The 18,034-nt window shown below is 42.8% G+C and carries 15 protein-coding genes; 14 read left to right on the top strand and 1 reads right to left on the bottom strand.

The features are described 5' to 3' along the window. Positions 1-120: 120 nt before the first annotated feature. The 12 genes from AC1TO4_RS16300 to AC1TO4_RS16245 all read left to right on the top strand — a co-directional run bounded on the left by AC1TO4_RS16300 (position 121) and on the right by AC1TO4_RS16245 (position 15,737). On the top strand, positions 121-2,166 hold the full coding sequence (locus AC1TO4_RS16300) for a sigma 54-interacting transcriptional regulator (RefSeq protein WP_482106190.1): 2,046 nt from the start codon (positions 121-123) through the stop codon (positions 2,164-2,166). Between the two features lie 36 nt (positions 2,167-2,202). Then, on the top strand, positions 2,203-3,105 hold the full coding sequence (gene yqiS / locus AC1TO4_RS16295; RefSeq protein ID WP_482106198.1) for a phosphate butyryltransferase: 903 nt from the start codon (positions 2,203-2,205) through the stop codon (positions 3,103-3,105). A gap of 37 nt (positions 3,106-3,142) precedes the next feature. Then, positions 3,143-4,237, top strand: coding sequence for a Leu/Phe/Val dehydrogenase (locus tag AC1TO4_RS16290; RefSeq protein WP_482106189.1), 1,095 nt, complete (start codon positions 3,143-3,145; stop codon positions 4,235-4,237). 57 nt (positions 4,238-4,294) lie between these two features. After that, positions 4,295-5,395 carry a butyrate kinase gene (gene buk, locus AC1TO4_RS16285; protein WP_482106188.1) on the top strand — a complete coding sequence of 367 codons (1,101 nt, stop codon included), beginning with the start codon at positions 4,295-4,297 and terminating at the stop codon, positions 5,393-5,395. Between the two features lie 28 nt (positions 5,396-5,423). Then, positions 5,424-6,851: a dihydrolipoyl dehydrogenase gene (gene lpdA / locus AC1TO4_RS16280; protein ID WP_482106187.1), complete on the top strand. Its 1,428-nt coding sequence runs from the start codon at positions 5,424-5,426 to the stop codon at positions 6,849-6,851. Positions 6,852-6,867: 16 nt separating this feature from the next. Further along, a complete protein-coding gene (locus AC1TO4_RS16275) occupies positions 6,868-7,875 on the top strand; it encodes a thiamine pyrophosphate-dependent dehydrogenase E1 component subunit alpha (RefSeq protein WP_482102520.1) in 1,008 nt (335 codons plus the stop codon). Then, positions 7,875-8,858 (top strand): alpha-ketoacid dehydrogenase subunit beta, encoded by a 984-nt coding sequence (locus AC1TO4_RS16270; RefSeq protein ID WP_482102521.1) that lies wholly within the window; start codon positions 7,875-7,877, stop codon positions 8,856-8,858. Before AC1TO4_RS16275 ends, AC1TO4_RS16270 begins: the two co-directional genes overlap by 1 nt. A 20-nt stretch (positions 8,859-8,878) precedes the next feature. Beyond that, positions 8,879-10,195 carry a dihydrolipoamide acetyltransferase family protein gene (locus AC1TO4_RS16265; protein WP_482106186.1) on the top strand — a complete coding sequence of 439 codons (1,317 nt, stop codon included), beginning with the start codon at positions 8,879-8,881 and terminating at the stop codon, positions 10,193-10,195. Between the two features lie 127 nt (positions 10,196-10,322). After that, complete coding sequence (locus AC1TO4_RS16260) at positions 10,323-12,005, top strand: methylmalonyl-CoA mutase family protein (RefSeq protein ID WP_482106185.1); 1,683 nt, start codon at positions 10,323-10,325, stop codon at positions 12,003-12,005. Next, positions 11,992-14,151, top strand: coding sequence for a methylmalonyl-CoA mutase (gene scpA, locus AC1TO4_RS16255; protein WP_482106184.1), 2,160 nt, complete (start codon positions 11,992-11,994; stop codon positions 14,149-14,151). The genes AC1TO4_RS16260 and scpA overlap by 14 nt, the downstream gene beginning before the upstream one ends. Before the next feature lie 41 nt (positions 14,152-14,192). Continuing rightward, entirely contained in the window at positions 14,193-15,230 is a 1,038-nt protein-coding gene (gene meaB / locus AC1TO4_RS16250) for a methylmalonyl Co-A mutase-associated GTPase MeaB (RefSeq protein ID WP_482106197.1), read from the top strand. Positions 15,231-15,296: 66 nt separating this feature from the next. Next, a complete protein-coding gene (locus tag AC1TO4_RS16245; protein ID WP_482102525.1) occupies positions 15,297-15,737 on the top strand; it encodes a BrxA/BrxB family bacilliredoxin in 441 nt (146 codons plus the stop codon). 124 nt (positions 15,738-15,861) lie between these two features. Here AC1TO4_RS16245 and prli42 read toward each other — a convergent pair whose 3' ends face one another. Beyond that, positions 15,862-15,957, bottom strand: a complete 96-nt coding sequence (gene prli42 / locus AC1TO4_RS16240; protein WP_482102526.1) for a stressosome-associated protein Prli42 — start codon at positions 15,955-15,957, stop codon at positions 15,862-15,864. 110 nt (positions 15,958-16,067) lie between these two features. On the opposite strand from prli42, the gene mce reads away from it, so the two are divergent. Together mce and AC1TO4_RS16230 are read left to right on the top strand one after the other, a co-directional pair. After that, positions 16,068-16,478 carry a methylmalonyl-CoA epimerase gene (gene mce / locus AC1TO4_RS16235; protein WP_482102527.1) on the top strand — a complete coding sequence of 137 codons (411 nt, stop codon included), beginning with the start codon at positions 16,068-16,070 and terminating at the stop codon, positions 16,476-16,478. A gap of 4 nt (positions 16,479-16,482) precedes the next feature. Then, positions 16,483-18,030: an acyl-CoA carboxylase subunit beta gene (locus AC1TO4_RS16230; protein WP_482106183.1), complete on the top strand. Its 1,548-nt coding sequence runs from the start codon at positions 16,483-16,485 to the stop codon at positions 18,028-18,030. Positions 18,031-18,034: the final 4 nt, after the last annotated feature.

The raw sequence follows: 18,034 nt of genomic DNA, 5'->3' as shown, positions 1-18,034 counted from the left end.
AACTCCTTAACAAATACAATTTTACCTGCTCATATTTTATTGTCAAGAACCGTGCTTTCATGTATGATGTAGTTGTAAATGCAAAATATTGCATGGTTTAAAAAAGGAGAATGAATATCCTTGCAAAACGTCCTCATTGTCGGGGCGGGGACAGGCGGATTGATAATACTGGACCTTCTCCAAAATTTAGATTTCATGAATGTAAACGCAATCATTGATACGGATGAACAAGCACCAGGAATTATTCGTGCAAAAAAACTAGGTATCGCATATGGAGTGGATTGGAAAAGTCACCTGAACGACGACTTGCATATCATTTTCGATGTAACCGGTGATAAATCTGTATTCACTGAGCTGTTAAATGCGAGACCCGCCCACACCGTACTAATACCTGGTTCTGTCGCGAATCTTCTTGTGAAGCTTCTTGAGGAAAACGATACATATATTAAGCGGATTCATACGGAGATGCATAAGCAGCGATTGATTTTTGATTCGATTGAAGAGGGCATGATCGGCATCGATGGAGAAGGGCAAGTTGACTTTTTCAATAAAAGAGCTTCAAAGATGATTGGTTTTCCAATTGAAGAAGCTATTGGCTTACCAATAAAGGAAGTCGTCCCGACGTCTGAACTTCCGAGAGTGTTTAATTCGGGAAGAGCAGAATTGAATAAGGAACTGATTCTAGGTAACGGTTTAAAAATTGTTACTTCTCGTTTCCCTCTATTAGATTCCACGGGGAACAAAGTTGGCGCTTTTGCTGTTTTTAAAGACATAACGGAAGTCGTAGCTCTTGCAGAAGAAATTACGGATTTGAATAAAATGAAAACGATGCTTGAAGCGATTATTCATTCTAGCGACGATGCGATTTCGGTTGTCGATGATAAAGGGTATGGAATTCTCGTTAATCCTGCTTATTCGCGAATCACTGGTCTTTCAAGAGATGAGGTCATTGGCAAACCCGCGAATGCGGATATTAACGAAGGTGAAAGTATTCATATGAAAGTACTTAAGTCGAGGAAACCGGTTCGTGGAGTCAATATGCGTATAGGTGAAAATAATCGTGAAGTAATTGTCAATGTTGCACCAATCATTGTTGATCACCAAGTAAAAGGGAGTGTCGGTGTAATTCACGACATAACCGAAATGCGTAATTTGATGAAAGAACTTGACCGTGCACGAACAATCATTAGAAAACTCGAATCAACTTATACCTTTGAAGATATTTATGGCACATCAATTGATATTAGCATATCGATTGAGCAAGCAAAATTGGCTGCTAAATCGGATGTTCCCGTCCTTCTCCGTGGAGAAATTGGTACAGGGAAAGAGTTGTTTGCACATGCCATTCATAGTGCTAGCGAAAGGCGTTTCAAAAAGTTCGTCCGGGTAAATTGTGCAGCCATGGACCCAGTCAGTTTAGAGATGGAGTTATTTGGACAGGAATCAGGCACTTCCGACTTCGGATATGTAGAAAGTACACATGGACTTTTTAAAGAATCTGAACAAGGCACATTATTCCTGGATGAGGTGGCCGATCTATCACTTCCGGCACAAGTACGATTGCTAAACTACTTGAAGAATGGGACGGTATATAAATATGGTGGGACAATCCCAATCCGATTATCCGTTCGTGTTATTGCGGCAACTTCAAAAAACTTGGAAAAAGCAATGCATGAAGGTAAATTCAATGAAGAGCTCTATTATATATTGAACCGGATTTCAATTCAGATTGCACCGCTTCGTTCCCGTAAAAATGATATACCTTATATCATTGGCCATTTGCTAGTAAAGCTAAACCAAGAATTCGGCATGAATCTCGAAAAGATTACGGTTGAAGCACAGGAAAGGCTTTTGGGTTATGATTGGCCGGGGAACGTCCGAGAACTTGAAAATGTTTTAAGTCGGGCTATGATTTATATGGAGTCTGGAGAGTCCATTATTGGATTAGAAGATATAGTTAAGTCATTGTCATCTCGGGGACATAAAGAGCAGGAAGAGACACTCTCAGAATCAAGCACGCTCGCATCTATAATGGATGAATATGAAAAATCTATTCTTGAGACAGCGCTCCGAGAAAATGATGGGAACAAATCGTTAACAGCAAACAGACTTGGTATTTCTCTTCGATCACTTTATTACAAACTTGAAAAGTTCAGCCTTGTTTAACAGGCGTTATGTTAAGTCAAAGGAGGCGTGACCATGATTACGCTCGACTCACTAATAGTCAATGCAAAATTGAAGAATGATTCGATCGTTGCCGTTGCATCAGCTGCAGATTTGGAAGTTCTACAAGCGGTAAGTACTGCTCTTGAAAGAGAACTTGCATCTTTTGTACTTTTCGATGACGAAAAAACACTTAAGTCTATGATTCGAACTTATTTCCCCCAGTTGTCAGATAATACGAATGTAAGTATTATTCATGCTGAGGACAGCAATCACGCGGCAACTCTTGCTGTGAAAGCGGTTTCAATTGGAAGTGCGACTGTTTTGATGAAAGGTAATTTGGCAACGTCTGCCATACTTAAAGCTGTACTGAATAGTGAATACGGGCTTAGAACAGGTAAGATATTGTCGCATGTCGCAGCTTTTGAAGTTCCCGGCTTTGACCGACTTCTATTTATTACGGATGCAGCGATGAATATTGAACCGGACTTAGAAGCAAAAGCGCAAATTATCCGGAATGCCGTCGCTACTGCACATGCATGCGGGGTCCAGGAACCTATCGTTGCTCCACTTGCCGCAATCGAAACAGTTAATCCGGCAATGATACCGACGACGGACGCAGCATCTCTGGTCATTATGAACAGACGTGGACAAATCACGGGTTGTATTGTCGATGGGCCACTTGCGCTTGATAACGCAATTTCTGAGAAGGCTGCAGCGCATAAAGGAATTACGGGCGTTACAGCAGGAAAGGCGGATATTCTCGTCGTTCCAACTATCGAAGCAGGAAATATTCTTTACAAATCGCTAATGTATTTCGCAAATGCAAAAGTAGGCGCAATAATCCAGGGAGCAAAAGCACCGATAGTCCTAACATCAAGGGCAGACAGTGCTGAAAGTAAATTGTATTCACTTGCACTGGCAATCCTTTCCGCAAAATAAAATGAAAATTGAACGATACCCTTAGGAGGAATTTACAATGGAAATTTTTAAATATATGGAAAACCAAGACTATGAGCAACTCGTTATTTGTCAGGATAAAGTTTCAGGACTGAAAGCAATCATCGCTATACACGATACGACACTTGGACCGGCACTTGGTGGAACACGGATGTGGACATATGCAAGTGAAGAAGAAGCGATTGAAGATGCGCTTCGCCTTGCGCGTGGTATGACTTATAAAAATGCAGCTGCGGGCTTGAATCTAGGCGGCGGAAAAACAGTTATCATAGGAAACCCAAAAACAGACAAAAACGATGAAATGTTCCGTGCTTTCGGTCGATACATTGAAGGTTTGAACGGTCGTTATATTACTGCAGAAGATGTGGGAACTACTGAAGCGGATATGGACTTGATCAATCTAGAAACAGATTATGTTACAGGTACTTCTGCTGGAGCAGGATCATCAGGTAATCCTTCACCTGTCACAGCTTTCGGTATTTACCATGGCATGAAAGCGGCAGCAAAAGAAGCATTTGGAAGCGACTCACTAGCTGGTAAAACAGTAGCAGTACAAGGTGTAGGTAACGTTGCATATGCACTTTGTGAGTACTTGCATGAAGAAGGCGCAAAACTGATTATCACGGATATCAACGAAGAAGCCGTTCAACGTGCAGTTGATGCATTTGGTGCAACTGCAGTTGGCATCAATGAAATCTACTCTCAAGAAGCAGACATATTCGCACCGTGTGCACTGGGTGCAATCATTAATGATGAGACGATTCCACAATTGAAAGTAAAAGTTATTGCAGGATCTGCAAACAATCAATTAAAAGAACCGCGTCATGGCGACTTAATTCACGAATTGGGTATTGTTTATGCACCTGACTACGTTATCAATTCCGGCGGTGTTATCAACGTTGCAGATGAGCTTGATGGTTATAACCGTGAACGTGCACTAAAACGTGTCGAAGGAATCTACGACGTAATCGGGAAAATTTTCGCTATCTCAAAACGCGATAATATTCCAACGTATGTTGCTGCTGACCGAATGGCGGAAGAGCGTATTGCGCGTGTTGCCAATACAAGAAGTACTTTCTTGCAAAATGAAAAAAACGTCCTATCAAAACGGTAATCCTAACTGGATTCTTCGTTTTTGAATAGTTTCAGAAATATAATTAAGAGAGCCGATATGGAAGGAGGACAACTTGTGATTGAGAACTTACACCGAATACTGGTTATTAATCCAGGATCTACATCAACTAAAATAGGCGTCTTTGAAGGCGGAAAACAGCTGATGGAGAGTTCGATAAGTCATTCTCCTGAAGAAATTGCACAGTATCCTTCCATCATTGCTCAATATGATTTTCGAAAAGAAGCCATACTTGAATCTTTACGAAAAGAAGGAATTAGCATTTCAAAACTATCTGCCATTTGCGGTCGTGGCGGTCTTTTACGCCCGATCGAAGGTGGCACTTATTCGGTTAATAAAGCAATGCTAGTTGATTTGAAAAAAGGGTTTTCCGGGCAGCATGCATCGAATCTTGGTGGCATCATCGCTAGTGAAATCGCATCCGGGCTAAACATTCCTGCATTTATAGTTGACCCCGTTGTTGTTGATGAACTTGAACCGATTGCGCGAATTTCTGGATTTTCGAAAATAAATCGAAAATCTATATTCCATGCGTTAAACCAAAAGGCGGTTGCAAGGCGCTATGCAAAACAGGTCGGTAAAGAGTACGGTTCTCTCCGCTTAATCGTGGCACATATGGGCGGTGGCATTACAGTCGGTGTGCACGAGTTCGGAAAAGTGGTTGATGTAAACAATGGATTGCATGGAGATGGACCATTCAGCCCAGAACGAGCGGGAACAGTTCCTGCGGGTGATCTCGTCGAATTATGTTATTCGGGGGAGTATTTCCGCCATGAAATGATGAAGAAAATTGTAGGGCAAGGTGGTCTCGTTGGCTATCTCGGGACGAATGATGCTGTTCGTGTGGAAAAACAAATCGAAGACGGCGATGAAAAAGCAAAACTAGTTTACGGAGCGATGGCATATCAAGTCGCTAAGGAAATTGGAAGTGCTGCTACCGTCCTTCGTGGTAAAGTCGATGCAATCATCCTTACGGGCGGACTTGCTTATGGCAAAGGATTTGTTAAGGATATTACTAAGAGAATCGACTGGATTTCAGATATAGTTATTTACGCCGGGGAAGATGAACTACAAGCACTTGCTGAGGGCGCATTACGTGTATTAACCGGTGAAGAGACAGCTAAAATTTACCCGTCTTGACGGGGCGTTGAGAGGGAGGCCATCTACAATGGCTAGAGAATATGATGTAGTTATATTGGGAGGCGGAACAGGTGGCTACGTCGCCGCTATTCGCGCCGCTCAACTAGGGCTCAAAACAGCACTTGTTGAAAAAGGAAAACTCGGCGGTACATGTCTGCACAAAGGTTGCATTCCAAGTAAAGCATTATTAAAAAGTGCAGAAGTTTTCAATACAGCTAAAAACCACACGACTGATTTCGGCGTTAATGTAACAGACGTATCACTCGATTTCGGTCGCGTCCAAGCACGGAAGGATGATATCGTCAAACAGTTACATGGCGGTGTGACGGCATTGATGAAGAAAGGGAAAATTGATGTATTTGACGGACTTGGTAGAATGCTTGGTCCATCAATCTTCTCACCAATGCCGGGTACGATTTCGGTCGAAATGAACAATGGTGACGAAAATGAAATGCTAATTCTAAAAAACTTAATCATTGCAACGGGTTCAAGACCACGTACCTTACAAGGTTTAGAAATCGATGAAACTCAGATTATGTCTTCGGATGGTGCACTTGCTATGGAGGCACTTCCGAAATCAATCATCATTGTCGGTGGCGGAGTTATCGGTATCGAATGGGCTTCTATGCTAAATGATTTCGGTGTTCAAGTCACTGTCCTCGAATATGCAGACAGAATTATTCCGACTGAAGACGATGATATCTCGAAAGAAATGAAAAAGTTATTGACGAAAAAAGGAATTACATTTGCAACAAGTGCCAAAGTGCTGCCTGAAACACTCGTTAAAGCAAAAGAGTCAGTTACGATTTCAGCAGAGATGAAGGGAGAAACAACTTCATTCACAGCTGAAAAAATGCTTGTTTCTGTGGGACGCCAAGCGAATGTCGAAGGAATAGGTCTTGATAATACGGAAATTGAAATTGTAAATGGTTTTATTAAGACTAGACCGACATTCCAGACGAAAGAACATCATATATATGCCATCGGGGACGTTATCGGTGGACTTCAGTTAGCACATGTCGCTTCTCATGAAGGGATAGCGGCTGTCGAACATATCGCAGGTTTGAAAAACGAAGCGATTGATTATACAAAAATATCGCGCTGTATTTACTCTAGTCCTGAAGCATCAAGCGTCGGCATAACGGAAAAACAGGCGAAAGAACAAGGCTTCGATGTTAAAGTTGGGAAGTTCCCATTCATGGCAATCGGAAAAGCGCTTGTTAATGGTAATTCTGATGGCTTCGTTAAAATTATTGCAGATAAAAAGACGGACGATATCCTAGGTGTCCATATGATTGGAGCACACGTTACCGATTTAATATCTGAAGCTGGACTTGCAATGGTCCTTGATGCGACCCCATGGGAAGTGGCAAGTACAATTCATCCGCACCCATCACTTTCTGAAGTAATGGGCGAGGCAGCTTTAGCTGTTGACGGAAAAGCAATCCATATGTAAAAGGGGGATTTTAGAAATGGTAAAATCGCGTCATGAAGAACTTGGTTTATCGAATGATGAAGTAATGCAAATTTTTGAAACGATGCTAATGGCCCGTCGAATTGATGAACGTATGTGGCTCCTCAATCGTGCAGGGAAAATCCCATTCGTTATTTCGTGTCAAGGACAGGAAGCAGCACAAGTAGGGGCAGCTTTCGCACTTAATAATGAAATAGATTGGATTGCACCATACTACCGTGATATGGGAGTTGTCTTACATTTTGGAATGACTCCGAAAGATTTAATGCTGTCTGCATTCGCAAAAGCGGAAGACCCGAATTCTGGTGGCCGTCAAATGCCTGGTCACTTCGGTCAGCGCAAAAATCGTATATTGACAGGGTCATCTCCTGTTACGACACAATTGCCGCATGCAGTCGGCGTGGCACTAGCTGCGAAGATGAAAAAAGAAGATTTCATCACGTTTGTTACACTTGGAGAAGGTTCATCCAATCAAGGAGATTTCCATGAAGGTATGAACTTTGCAGGTGTTCATAAACTTCCAACAGTGATCATGGTTGAAAACAATAAATATGCAATTTCAGTTCCAGTTGAAAAACAGCTTGCTTGTGAAAATGTTTCTGATCGTGCAATCGGTTACGGAATGCCTGGTATTACGGTTGACGGAACCGATCCGCTTGAAGTGTACAAAGTTGTTAAAGAAGCAGCAGATCGTGCACGTCGGGGAGAAGGTCCAAGTCTTGTGGAGACAATCTGTTATCGTTTAACTGCTCACTCTTCAGATGATGATCAACGCCAATACCGTGATGCTGAAGAGCTCGCAAATGAAAAGAAACTAGATCCGATTCCAATGTTTGCAGTTTATTTGAAAGAAGCTGGCATACTTACTGATGTGCTTGAAAAGGAAATGGAAGAACGCATTATGAAAGAAGTGAACGAAGCGACCGATTATGCGGAAAACGCTGCGTACGCTGAACCTGAATCTGCGCTACTCCATGTGTATGCTGAAGTTGGGGGGAACGAATAATGGCTGTTATGTCTTATATCGATGCAATTACACTTGCAATGAAAGAAGAAATGGAACGTGATGACCGCGTTTTCGTTCTCGGTGAAGATGTTGGGCGTAAAGGCGGCGTCTTTAAAGCGACGGCTGGTCTGTACGATCAATTCGGAGAGTACCGTGCGCTTGATACACCGCTTGCGGAATCTGCGATTGCAGGTGTCGGAATCGGTGCAGCAATGTACGGCTTACGCCCAATAGCAGAAATGCAATTTGCTGATTTCATCATGCCTGCAGTTAACCAGATTGTTTCGGAAGCGGCAAAAATTCGTTACCGTTCAAACAACGACTGGTCATGTCCGATCGTTATTCGTGCACCATTTGGAGGAGGAATCCACGGAGCGCTTTATCACTCGCAATCCGTTGAGTCGATGTTCGCAAGTACACCTGGATTGAAAATTGTTATACCTTCAACGCCATATGATGCAAAAGGGCTTTTGAAAGCAGCCATCCGCGATGAAGATCCGGTATTGTTTTTTGAACATAAACGTGCTTATCGTTTGATTAAAGGCGAAGTACCAACAGATGATTATGTATTGCCAATTGGAAAAGCAGATGTAAAACGTGAGGGTGATGATATCACTATCATCACCTACGGATTATGTGTTCACTTTGCTTTACAAGCAGCGGAACGTCTGGCGGAAGATGGGATTTCGACACATATTCTTGATCTTCGTACAGTTTATCCGCTCGACCAAGAAGGAATTATTGAAGCAGCTTCAAAAACAGGTAAAGTCCTTTTAGTTACAGAAGACAACAAAGAGGGAAGCATTATGGGAGAAGTTGCAGCTATCATTGCTGAAAACTGCCTGTTTGAGCTTGATGCGCCGATTAAACGACTTGCTGGACCTGATATTCCGGCAATGCCTTATGCACCGACAATGGAGAAATTCTTCATGGTCAATCCAGACAAAGTAGAAAAGGCGGCGCGTGAGCTTGCTGAATTTTAATTGGGAAGGAGGTAACTCAATTGGCTATTGAAAATATACTAATGCCACAACTCGGTGAAAGTGTGACAGAAGGCACAATCGAGAAATGGTTGGTAAAACCGGGTGATACAGTAAACAAATACGATTCACTCGCAGAAGTAAATACAGACAAAGTAACAGCAGAAGTACCTTCTTCATTCACTGGTGTCATTAAAGAATTAATCGCTCAAGAAGGAGAAACGCTTGCGGTTGGAGCCCTCGTTTGTACAATTGAAACGGAAGGCGGAAAAGCTGCCGAAGTTGCAATAGAGGCTGTTCCAGCTAAAGCGGAACCTGCGAACGAAATGCCAGCAGTGGGTTCCCAAAAACCAACTTCATCTTTGAATCGGGAAAAAGGGGCAGCAGCAGGACGTTATTCTCCAGCAGTACTCCGTCTTTCTCAAGATAATGGTATCGACTTGTCACTTGTGGAAGGTTCAGGAAAAGACGGCCGCATCACGCGTAAAGACTTGCTCGCAATTATCGAAAGTGGCACTATCCCGACAGCACCAGCAGTTTCTGCAGCAGCTGTTGTGGAAGAAATTGCTTCTTCACCCGCTACACAGCCGACAACTGCACCAATAGCAGCTGAGCCAGTCAATGTTCCTGTTGCAGTAGGAGACATCGAAATCCCTGTCACAGGCGTACGCCGTGCAATCGCAAACAATATGTTGCGTTCGAAACACGAAGCACCACACGCTTGGATGATGATTGAGGTCGATGTGACGAGCCTCGTCCAATACCGAGATTCATTGAAAAATGATTTCAAGAAAAAAGAAGGCTTCAACTTGACATATTTCGCATTCTTCGTCAAAGCAGTATCACAAGCATTGAAAGAATTCCCGATGATGAATTCAATGTGGGCAGGCGACAAAATCATTCAGAAAAAGGATATCAATATTTCCATCGCAGTGGCGACAGAAGATTCTCTTTATGTGCCCGTCATTAACAACGCGGATGAGAAATCAATCAAAGGCATTGGGCGTGATATTCAAGAACTTGCGGGAAAAGTACGTTCAGGTAAATTGAAATCATCTGAAATGCAAGGTGGAACATTCACAGTTAACAATACCGGTTCATTCGGTTCTGTTCAGTCAATGGGAATCATCAACCACCCGCAAGCAGCTATCCTACAAGTCGAATCAATCGTTAAACGTCCAGTAGTCATGGATGGCGGCATGATTGGTGTACGTGATATGGTTAACTTATGTCTATCACTCGATCACCGTGTTCTGGATGGTCTTGTTTGCGGCCGATTCCTTGCACGTGTAAAAAAGATTCTTGAAAATGTAACTGCTGAAAATACATCTGTTTATTGATCAAATCTATAAATCCCGGACCGTATAAATCACGGAGCCGGGGTTTATTTTAACTTTCAACAATGGGCATTATCGGTTAAACTAGGTAATAGTAGCAATTTAAAGGGGGGAAGCGCAAGCGTCCAATATGACAATACATACCATGAAAAAAACAACATTTAAAGAAACAGGATTTGAACAATGGAAAAATGTCTCTATTCAATCAATGAAAGGCAAGTCTTTTGAATCACTTATTACAAAAACAATTGAAGGTATCGACCTGCAGCCACTTTATACACTAGAAAACCTTTCGGAACATACACGCTCAAATCGTGTTCCAAAAATAGATACAGGCTGGGTAGTTGCGCAGCAGCAATATGCGAAGGATGGCAAACAGTTCGTTGCTGATCTGAAAGAGTCTATTAAACGAGGTAATGAAGCGATTGTTTATGATGGTACAAGTCCACTACAATGGGATGACTCTTCTCTTATTGAAATTGCAAAACTCATGGTGGAATATCCAGTTTTCATCACAAATACCAATCAGAATGACATGTTTTTGAATGTCTTTTCACTTGTACCGAAAACTGATCGGTCATCAGTTAAAGGAGCGATAGCGGTAAAGAACTGGAGCACTCCAGTAGATTTTACAAATGTTTTGACCAGTGGAGCGGATATGTGGGCGGTACATCACAAAGGTGCTGATACAATAACTGAACTTGCATTAGTACTATCATCTATTGCGGAACAGGCTTCAAAAGTGGATAATTTTAGTTCTTTTGCTGAGGACTTCTTTGTCCGCTTTGCAGTTGACACTCATTTCTTCATGGAAATTGCAAAGTTTCGTGCATTCCGTATTCTTTGGAAAGCGATTTGTTCCGCTTATAACGTCCAGGAAGCACCGTATGTCCCGATTATCGCGACAACATCCTTACGTTCCTATTCAAAACTAGATCCGTATGTAAACGTATTGCGTGCGGGGAATGAAGCGTTTGCTGCTGTACTTGGTGGTGCAGACGTCATCACAGTTCATCCACATAATATAATTACTGGACCAACGAGCAGTTCTGTTCGCTTGGCACGTAATATACAACTGGTTATAAAAGAAGAAACGCATGTCGATAAAGTGATCGATCCATCAGGTGGATCCTATTTTATTGAAACATTGACTACTGAACTTGTTGATAAATCTTGGGCGCTCTTTTTGGAAATGGAGTCTGTAGGCGGTTATGATGCATTTATCACTTGTGGACGACTTGAAATGTTACTTGAAGAGCGTAGAGCTGAAGTTGCAAACGGGAAAAAGTCGTTGATTGGGACGAATGTCTACGCGGAATTAACAGATACAAACTTCACTGATTGGGAGGGCATTCAACTTGAAGGTCGTCTTGCAGAGCCTTTCGAGAAGCTAGCTGCCGAGCAAAAAGAGGATGAAACAAACATTGCATTGTTGACGTTTGGTAACTTGAAAGATTTCAAACCGCGTGCGGATTTTGTTAGCGGGTTTTTAGCAACAGGTGGAATGCGCACTAAGTGGAGTCCTGCATTTGATAATGCACAACAAGCAATTGAATGGCTTAAGCATGAAAAACCAACCTATGCAGTCGTCTGTGCAACATCTAATCTCACTGAAACTGTAATGGACCAATTATTGGCAGGAAGTACACAACATCTTGTGTTAGATGCAGCAGGAAAGTATGATGCTGCTCTTGCCGAGAAGTGGATGAATGCAGGTTTAAATGGTTTTGTTTTCGCAGGTCAAGATAAAGTGGAAAAACTGATAGCCATCAACGACAAATTGAAAGGCGGCGCGATTAATGAACAAGCCTGATTTCAACAAAGTAGATTTGCAGCATACTTCCAGTAATTCGACTGAAATAACAGCTCGGGCAGGAAAGATTTTTAGAACAAACGAAGGAATCGATGTCAAAACGCTCTATACAGATAAAGATACCGAAAACCTTAACCATTTAACTGATTTACCTGGTATCGCGCCAAATACCAGAGGTCCCTACCCGACGATGTTCGTTTCAAGACCATGGACAGTTCGCCAATACGCCGGGTTTTCGACTGCTGAGGAAAGCAACGCATTTTATCGCCGAAATTTGGCAATGGGTCAGAAAGGGTTATCTGTAGCGTTCGATCTTGCGACTCACCGCGGCTACGACTCCGATCACCCGCGTGTTACGGGAGATGTCGGAAAAGCAGGAGTTGCTATTGATTCGGTAGAGGATATGAAGATTTTATTTGACGGCATTCCGTTGGATCAGATGTCCGTATCGATGACGATGAATGGCGCAGTGCTGCCAATTATGGCATTTTACATCGTAGCAGCTGAAGAACAAGGTGTGTCGGCTGACAAACTTGCTGGTACAATCCAAAATGACATTTTGAAAGAATATATGGTAAGGAATACATATATTTTCCCTCCTGATATGTCAATGAAAATCATTGCGGATATTTTTGAATATACATCTAACAATATGCCGAAATTCAACTCAATATCAATTTCGGGCTATCATATGCAGGAAGCTGGAGCAACGGCCGATATCGAGCTTGCCTATACGCTTGCGGATGGGCTTGAATATGTTCGTACAGGTTTGAAAGCGGGCATTGATATTGATTCATTCGCACCGAGGTTGTCGTTTTTTTGGGCAGTTGGCATGAATTATTACATGGAAGTTGCAAAAATGCGGGCTGCACGTAAAATGTGGGCACAAATGATGCAGACGTTTGAACCGGAAAACCCGAAATCTCTTGCTCTACGCACGCACTCTCAGACGTCTGGTTGGAGCTTGACTGAACAGGATCCGTTCAATAATATAACTCGCACATTGATTGAGGCGAATGCTGCTGCGATGGGACATACCCAATCACTTCATACAAATGCGCTAGACGAAGCAATTGCTTTGCCGACGGATTTCTCTGCTCGTATTGCGCGAAATACGCAATTGTTCCTGCAAGAAGAGACGATGATGACAAAAGTAATCGATCCATGGGGTGGCTCGTATTATGTTGAAAAACTGACAGACGAGTTGATGGACAAAGCATGGGAACTAATTGAAGAAATCGAGGAGCTCGGCGGTATGGCGAAAGCGATTGAAACTGGTCTTCCGAAGATGAAAATCGAAGAAGCAGCAGCAAAACGTCAGGCGCAAATCGATTCACGTGCAGAGTCAATTATCGGGGTGAATAAGTACCGTCTGGAGACAGAAGATCCTATCGATATTTTGGACATAGATAATACGCTCGTTCGCCAAAAGCAAATTGACCGTATTAACTTGATGAAGGAAGCTCGCGACGATGAAGAAGTCACTAATTATCTCAATGAGTTGACTGAAATCGCACGTAGCGGTAACGGCAATCTACTTGAATGTGCGGTTAAAGCGGCACGCGCACGTGCAACTATCGGTGAAATTTCAGACGCGATTGAAATAGTATCGGGCAGACATAAGGCGGTGATTCGTTCCGTGAGTGGTGTATACAGTTCAAACTTCTCGAATACTGAGGAAATCGAAGAAGTGAAAATGATGGCTGAGGATTTTCTGGAAAACGAAGGTCGTCGTCCGCGTATCCTTATTGCGAAAATGGGACAAGACGGTCATGATCGAGGTGCGAAAGTAATCGCTTCTTCCTTCGCGGACCTTGGTTTTGATGTTGACATTGGACCTCTTTTCCAAACACCAGAAGAGACAGCATTGCAAGCCGCTGAAAATGATGTGCACGTTATTGGGGTGAGCTCGCTTGCTGCCGGGCATAAAACACTTGTACCCACACTCCGGAAGGAACTTACCAAAATTGGACGGGAGGATATTCTGATTGTTGTCGGTGGCGTTATTCCCGCACAAGATTATGCATTCTTACGTGAAAATGGCGCAGCGGCAATTTTCGGTCCGGGCACAGTCATTCCAGTTGCTGCGCAGAAAGTAATTGAAGAAATCTATCGCAGGCTTGGCTACGAGGAAGTGGCGGATTGAAAGACAAAAACCGGTTACTTGATGACAGCGCTCTAAATGTGATGGACGGAATTACATCCTCACATGACGGCATGGCAGCAACGGCGCGAAAGCGATTTGTAAAAAAAGAGCGCATCATTCCGATTGAAGAGTTATCGGAAAGGATATCCAATGGTTCTCGGCTTCATTTAGCAAAAGGAATTACACTTCTTGAAAGTATAACTTGGGATGATAAAGTGGCGGGTCAGCAACTTCTACTAGACCTGCTACCAAAAACGGGTAACAGCATAAGAATTGGAATCACAGGAGTTCCGGGTGCAGGGAAAAGTACATTTATCGAAGCATTCGGACTGATGCTTGCGAATCAAGGGTATAAAGTTGCGGTACTTGCGATCGATCCAAGTTCCACTGTAACAGGCGGCAGTATTTTGGGTGATAAAACACGTATGGAAGAACTCGCTAGGCATCCAAATGCTTTCATTCGGCCTTCTCCAACAGCTGGGACACTGGGCGGCGTACACAAAAAGTCGCGTGAAACGATGCTCCTTTGTGAAGCGGCGGGCTATGAGGTTATCTTGATTGAAACAGTTGGTGTTGGCCAGAGTGAAACGGTCGTTCGCGGAATGGTCGATTATTTCATGTTGCTCGTGCTTACGGGGGCGGGAGATGAATTGCAAGGGATGAAAAAAGGGATTATGGAGTTGGCAGATGGTGTTGTCGTACATAAAGCGGACGGAGACAATCTGAGGCTGGCGAAAAAGACCGTACGAGAATACCGTCAAATCCTACATTTTCTTCAACCGGCTTCACCAGGATGGACATCAACGGCATTGCCTGTTTCCTCAACTGTAAATACAGGACTTGAAGAAGTATGGAAGACGATAAATTTATTTAAAGATACAATGGATGAAGCTGGATTTTGGGATGGACGTAGGCAGGGACAAACGAAAGACTGGTTCCGTTCCATGATTAAAGACCGTCTTATTGATACTTTTTTTGCTCAGCCCGGTAAAAAAGAGGAAGTCGCTGAACTTGAGAAAGCATTGCTTGGCGGAAGTCTTACAGTAACGGTCGCTGTTGAAAAGTTGTTCGAAAGCTAGACTTTTTGCAGGAACCGTTTCCACCTGCTATGATATAGAAGAAAATAGAAAGGGGTTTGATTATACATGAATATGAATTTTGATCTTTATATGAATGATATCCTTAAAACAGCACGTTCGGAGATGGAAGCGAGCGGATATGAGCAATTGACAACACCTGAGCTGGTTGAAGATGCTTTTAAACGTCCCGGTACGACACTTGTTATGGTGAACTCAGTTTGTGGTTGTGCAGGCGGTATCGCACGTCCAGCGGCTGCACATTCAGTGCATTACGACAAACGTCCGGATCACTTAGTAACTGTGTTTGCAGGACAAGACAAAGAAGCGACTGCTCAAGCACGCATGCTTTTCGGAGATGATCACTTGCCCTCTTCACCGTCATTCGTTTTAATGAAAGATGGAAAAATGGTGGCTGAGGTTGGTCGTTATGAAATCGAAGGACATGATCCAATGTCTGTCGTGGCAAACCTGCAAAGCCAGTTCGAAGAATACTGCGAAGAACTGTAAAAATAGAGAGTAGCACGTCTTAACGTGAAACCGCTATAGTAAAAGTCATTAACAGTATATGTTTTTTAATTTGCAAAACAAAACAGTCCGTACGTGCTAGCTGCACATGCGGACTGTTTTGTTATTACATAATCATGCTTAAACCAAATGCGAGAGTGGAAGCGACCATTGCTCCAACCATCACTAAGACAACGACTTTCTGTACTTTACGATTAGACATCAGACAAAACTCCTTAAGCTTTATACTTCTATTTTAACAGAAATACTGAATTCTACAACATCTGTTCATTTAATGAGGTAAAATGTACAATAGGAGAAGGGGGAATCATTATGCAAAAAGTAGATCATGTTGGAATCGCTGTGAAGAGTATTGAGACATCTATTGACTATTATATACATACGCTCGGACTTTCACTTTTGGCTATCGAAGAAGTCACAAGTCAGAAAGTTCGTGTCGCATTTATAGATGCTGGAAATATCAAACTTGAATTACTCGAACCACTCGGGGAAGACGGGCCAATTGCTAAATTCATCGAAAAACGCGGTGAAGGGGTCCATCATATTGCATTTGGGGTTACAGATATACGAACTAGGATGGCCGAGCTGCGAGAAAAAGGTGTCCAATTACTACAAGAAGCACCCAAACCTGGTGCCGGTGGAGCAGAAGTGGCATTCCTTCATCCTAAATCATCGTTCGGAGTTTTGTATGAACTATGCGATAAAAGCGGTAAAGGGGACTGAAAAGATGGATATTTATGATAAAATAAATGAGTTATATGATAAAAAAAGGGTAATTGAACTAGGTGGCGGAGACGAACGAATTGCTAAACAACATGAAAAAGGGAAATTGACTGCCAGGGAACGAATTGATTTGCTTCTGGATCCGGGTTCATTTGTTGAATTGAATCCTTTTGTTGTACACCGTACACGGGATTTTGGAATGGACAAGCAAGTGGGACCTGGGGACGGCGTTGTCACGGGCTACGGTAAAATTAACGGTAGACCCATTTATTTATTTTCACAGGATTTCACTGTTTTTGGTGGGGCACTAGGTGAAATGCATGCGATGAAAATTGCTAATGTGATGGACCTCGCTGCAAAGAATGGTGCACCATTCATTGGCTTGAATGATTCAGGCGGAGCGCGTATTCAAGAAGGTGTCGTCTCACTTGACGGTTACGGAGAAATTTTCTATCGTAACGCTATATATTCAGGTGTTATACCGCAAATTTCTGTGATTCTTGGACCTTGTGCAGGGGGTGCTGTTTATTCGCCTGCCATTACGGACTTTGTTTTCATGACGGACGAAACAAGTCAGATGTTCATTACGGGACCGAAAGTAATTGAAACGGTTACGGGTGAAAAGATTTCATCTGAAGATTTGGGTGGTTCTAAGGTACATAATACGATTAGCGGTAATGCGCACTTCCGTGGTAAAGATGAGAAGACGGTACTTGAGAGCGTTAGAAAATTACTTGCCTATTTACCACAAAATAATAATGAAAAACCACCAATTGCGGAGTATGATGAAGTAGATGATTATCGTGCAGATTTAGCAGATGTCGTGCCGTATGAAACAATCAGGCCTTATGACGTACGCAGGGTCGTTGAACAAGTCGTTGATGCAGATTCCTTTATGGAAGTTCAAGCGGAATTCGCAAGAAATGCTGTCGTCGGATTGGCTCGCATGAAAGGAGAACCTGTTGGCCTTGTTTGTAATCAGCCTAAAGTGATGGCTGGAGGGCTGGATATTGATTCATCCGATAAAATTGCCCGTTTCATACGCTTTTGTGACTCATTCAATATTCCACTCATTACGTTTGAAGACGTTACGGGCTTCTTCCCGGGCATCAAACAAGAGCATGGTGGTATAATTCGACACGGTGCCAAAATACTATACGCCTATTCAGAAGCAACAGTTCCAAAAATCACAGTTATTCTGCGTAAAGCATTTGGCGGAGCTTATGTTGCATTGAATTCAAAGTCAATTGGAGCAGATCTTGTTTATGCATGGCCAAACGCTGAAATTGCAGTTATGGGCGCACAAGGGGCGGCAAATATCATCTTCGCGAGAGAAATCGCAAACAGCGACGATCCCGAAGCGATGCGTGCAGAGAAAATTGAAGAGTATCGTGAGAAGTTCTCAAATCCGTACGTTGCAGCATCACACGGTATGGTCGATGACGTTATTGATCCGCGTGAAACCCGCATTAAACTATTACAAGCACTCGACATGATGCGCAACAAACAAGAAACTAGACCGTACAAGAAACATGGTAATATACCGCTATAGGGAG

This window comes from Sporosarcina sp. Y838 (assembly GCF_056786515.1).
Note: the sequence above shows the minus strand (reverse complement) of the source record. Positions and strands in the feature narration are given on the sequence as shown.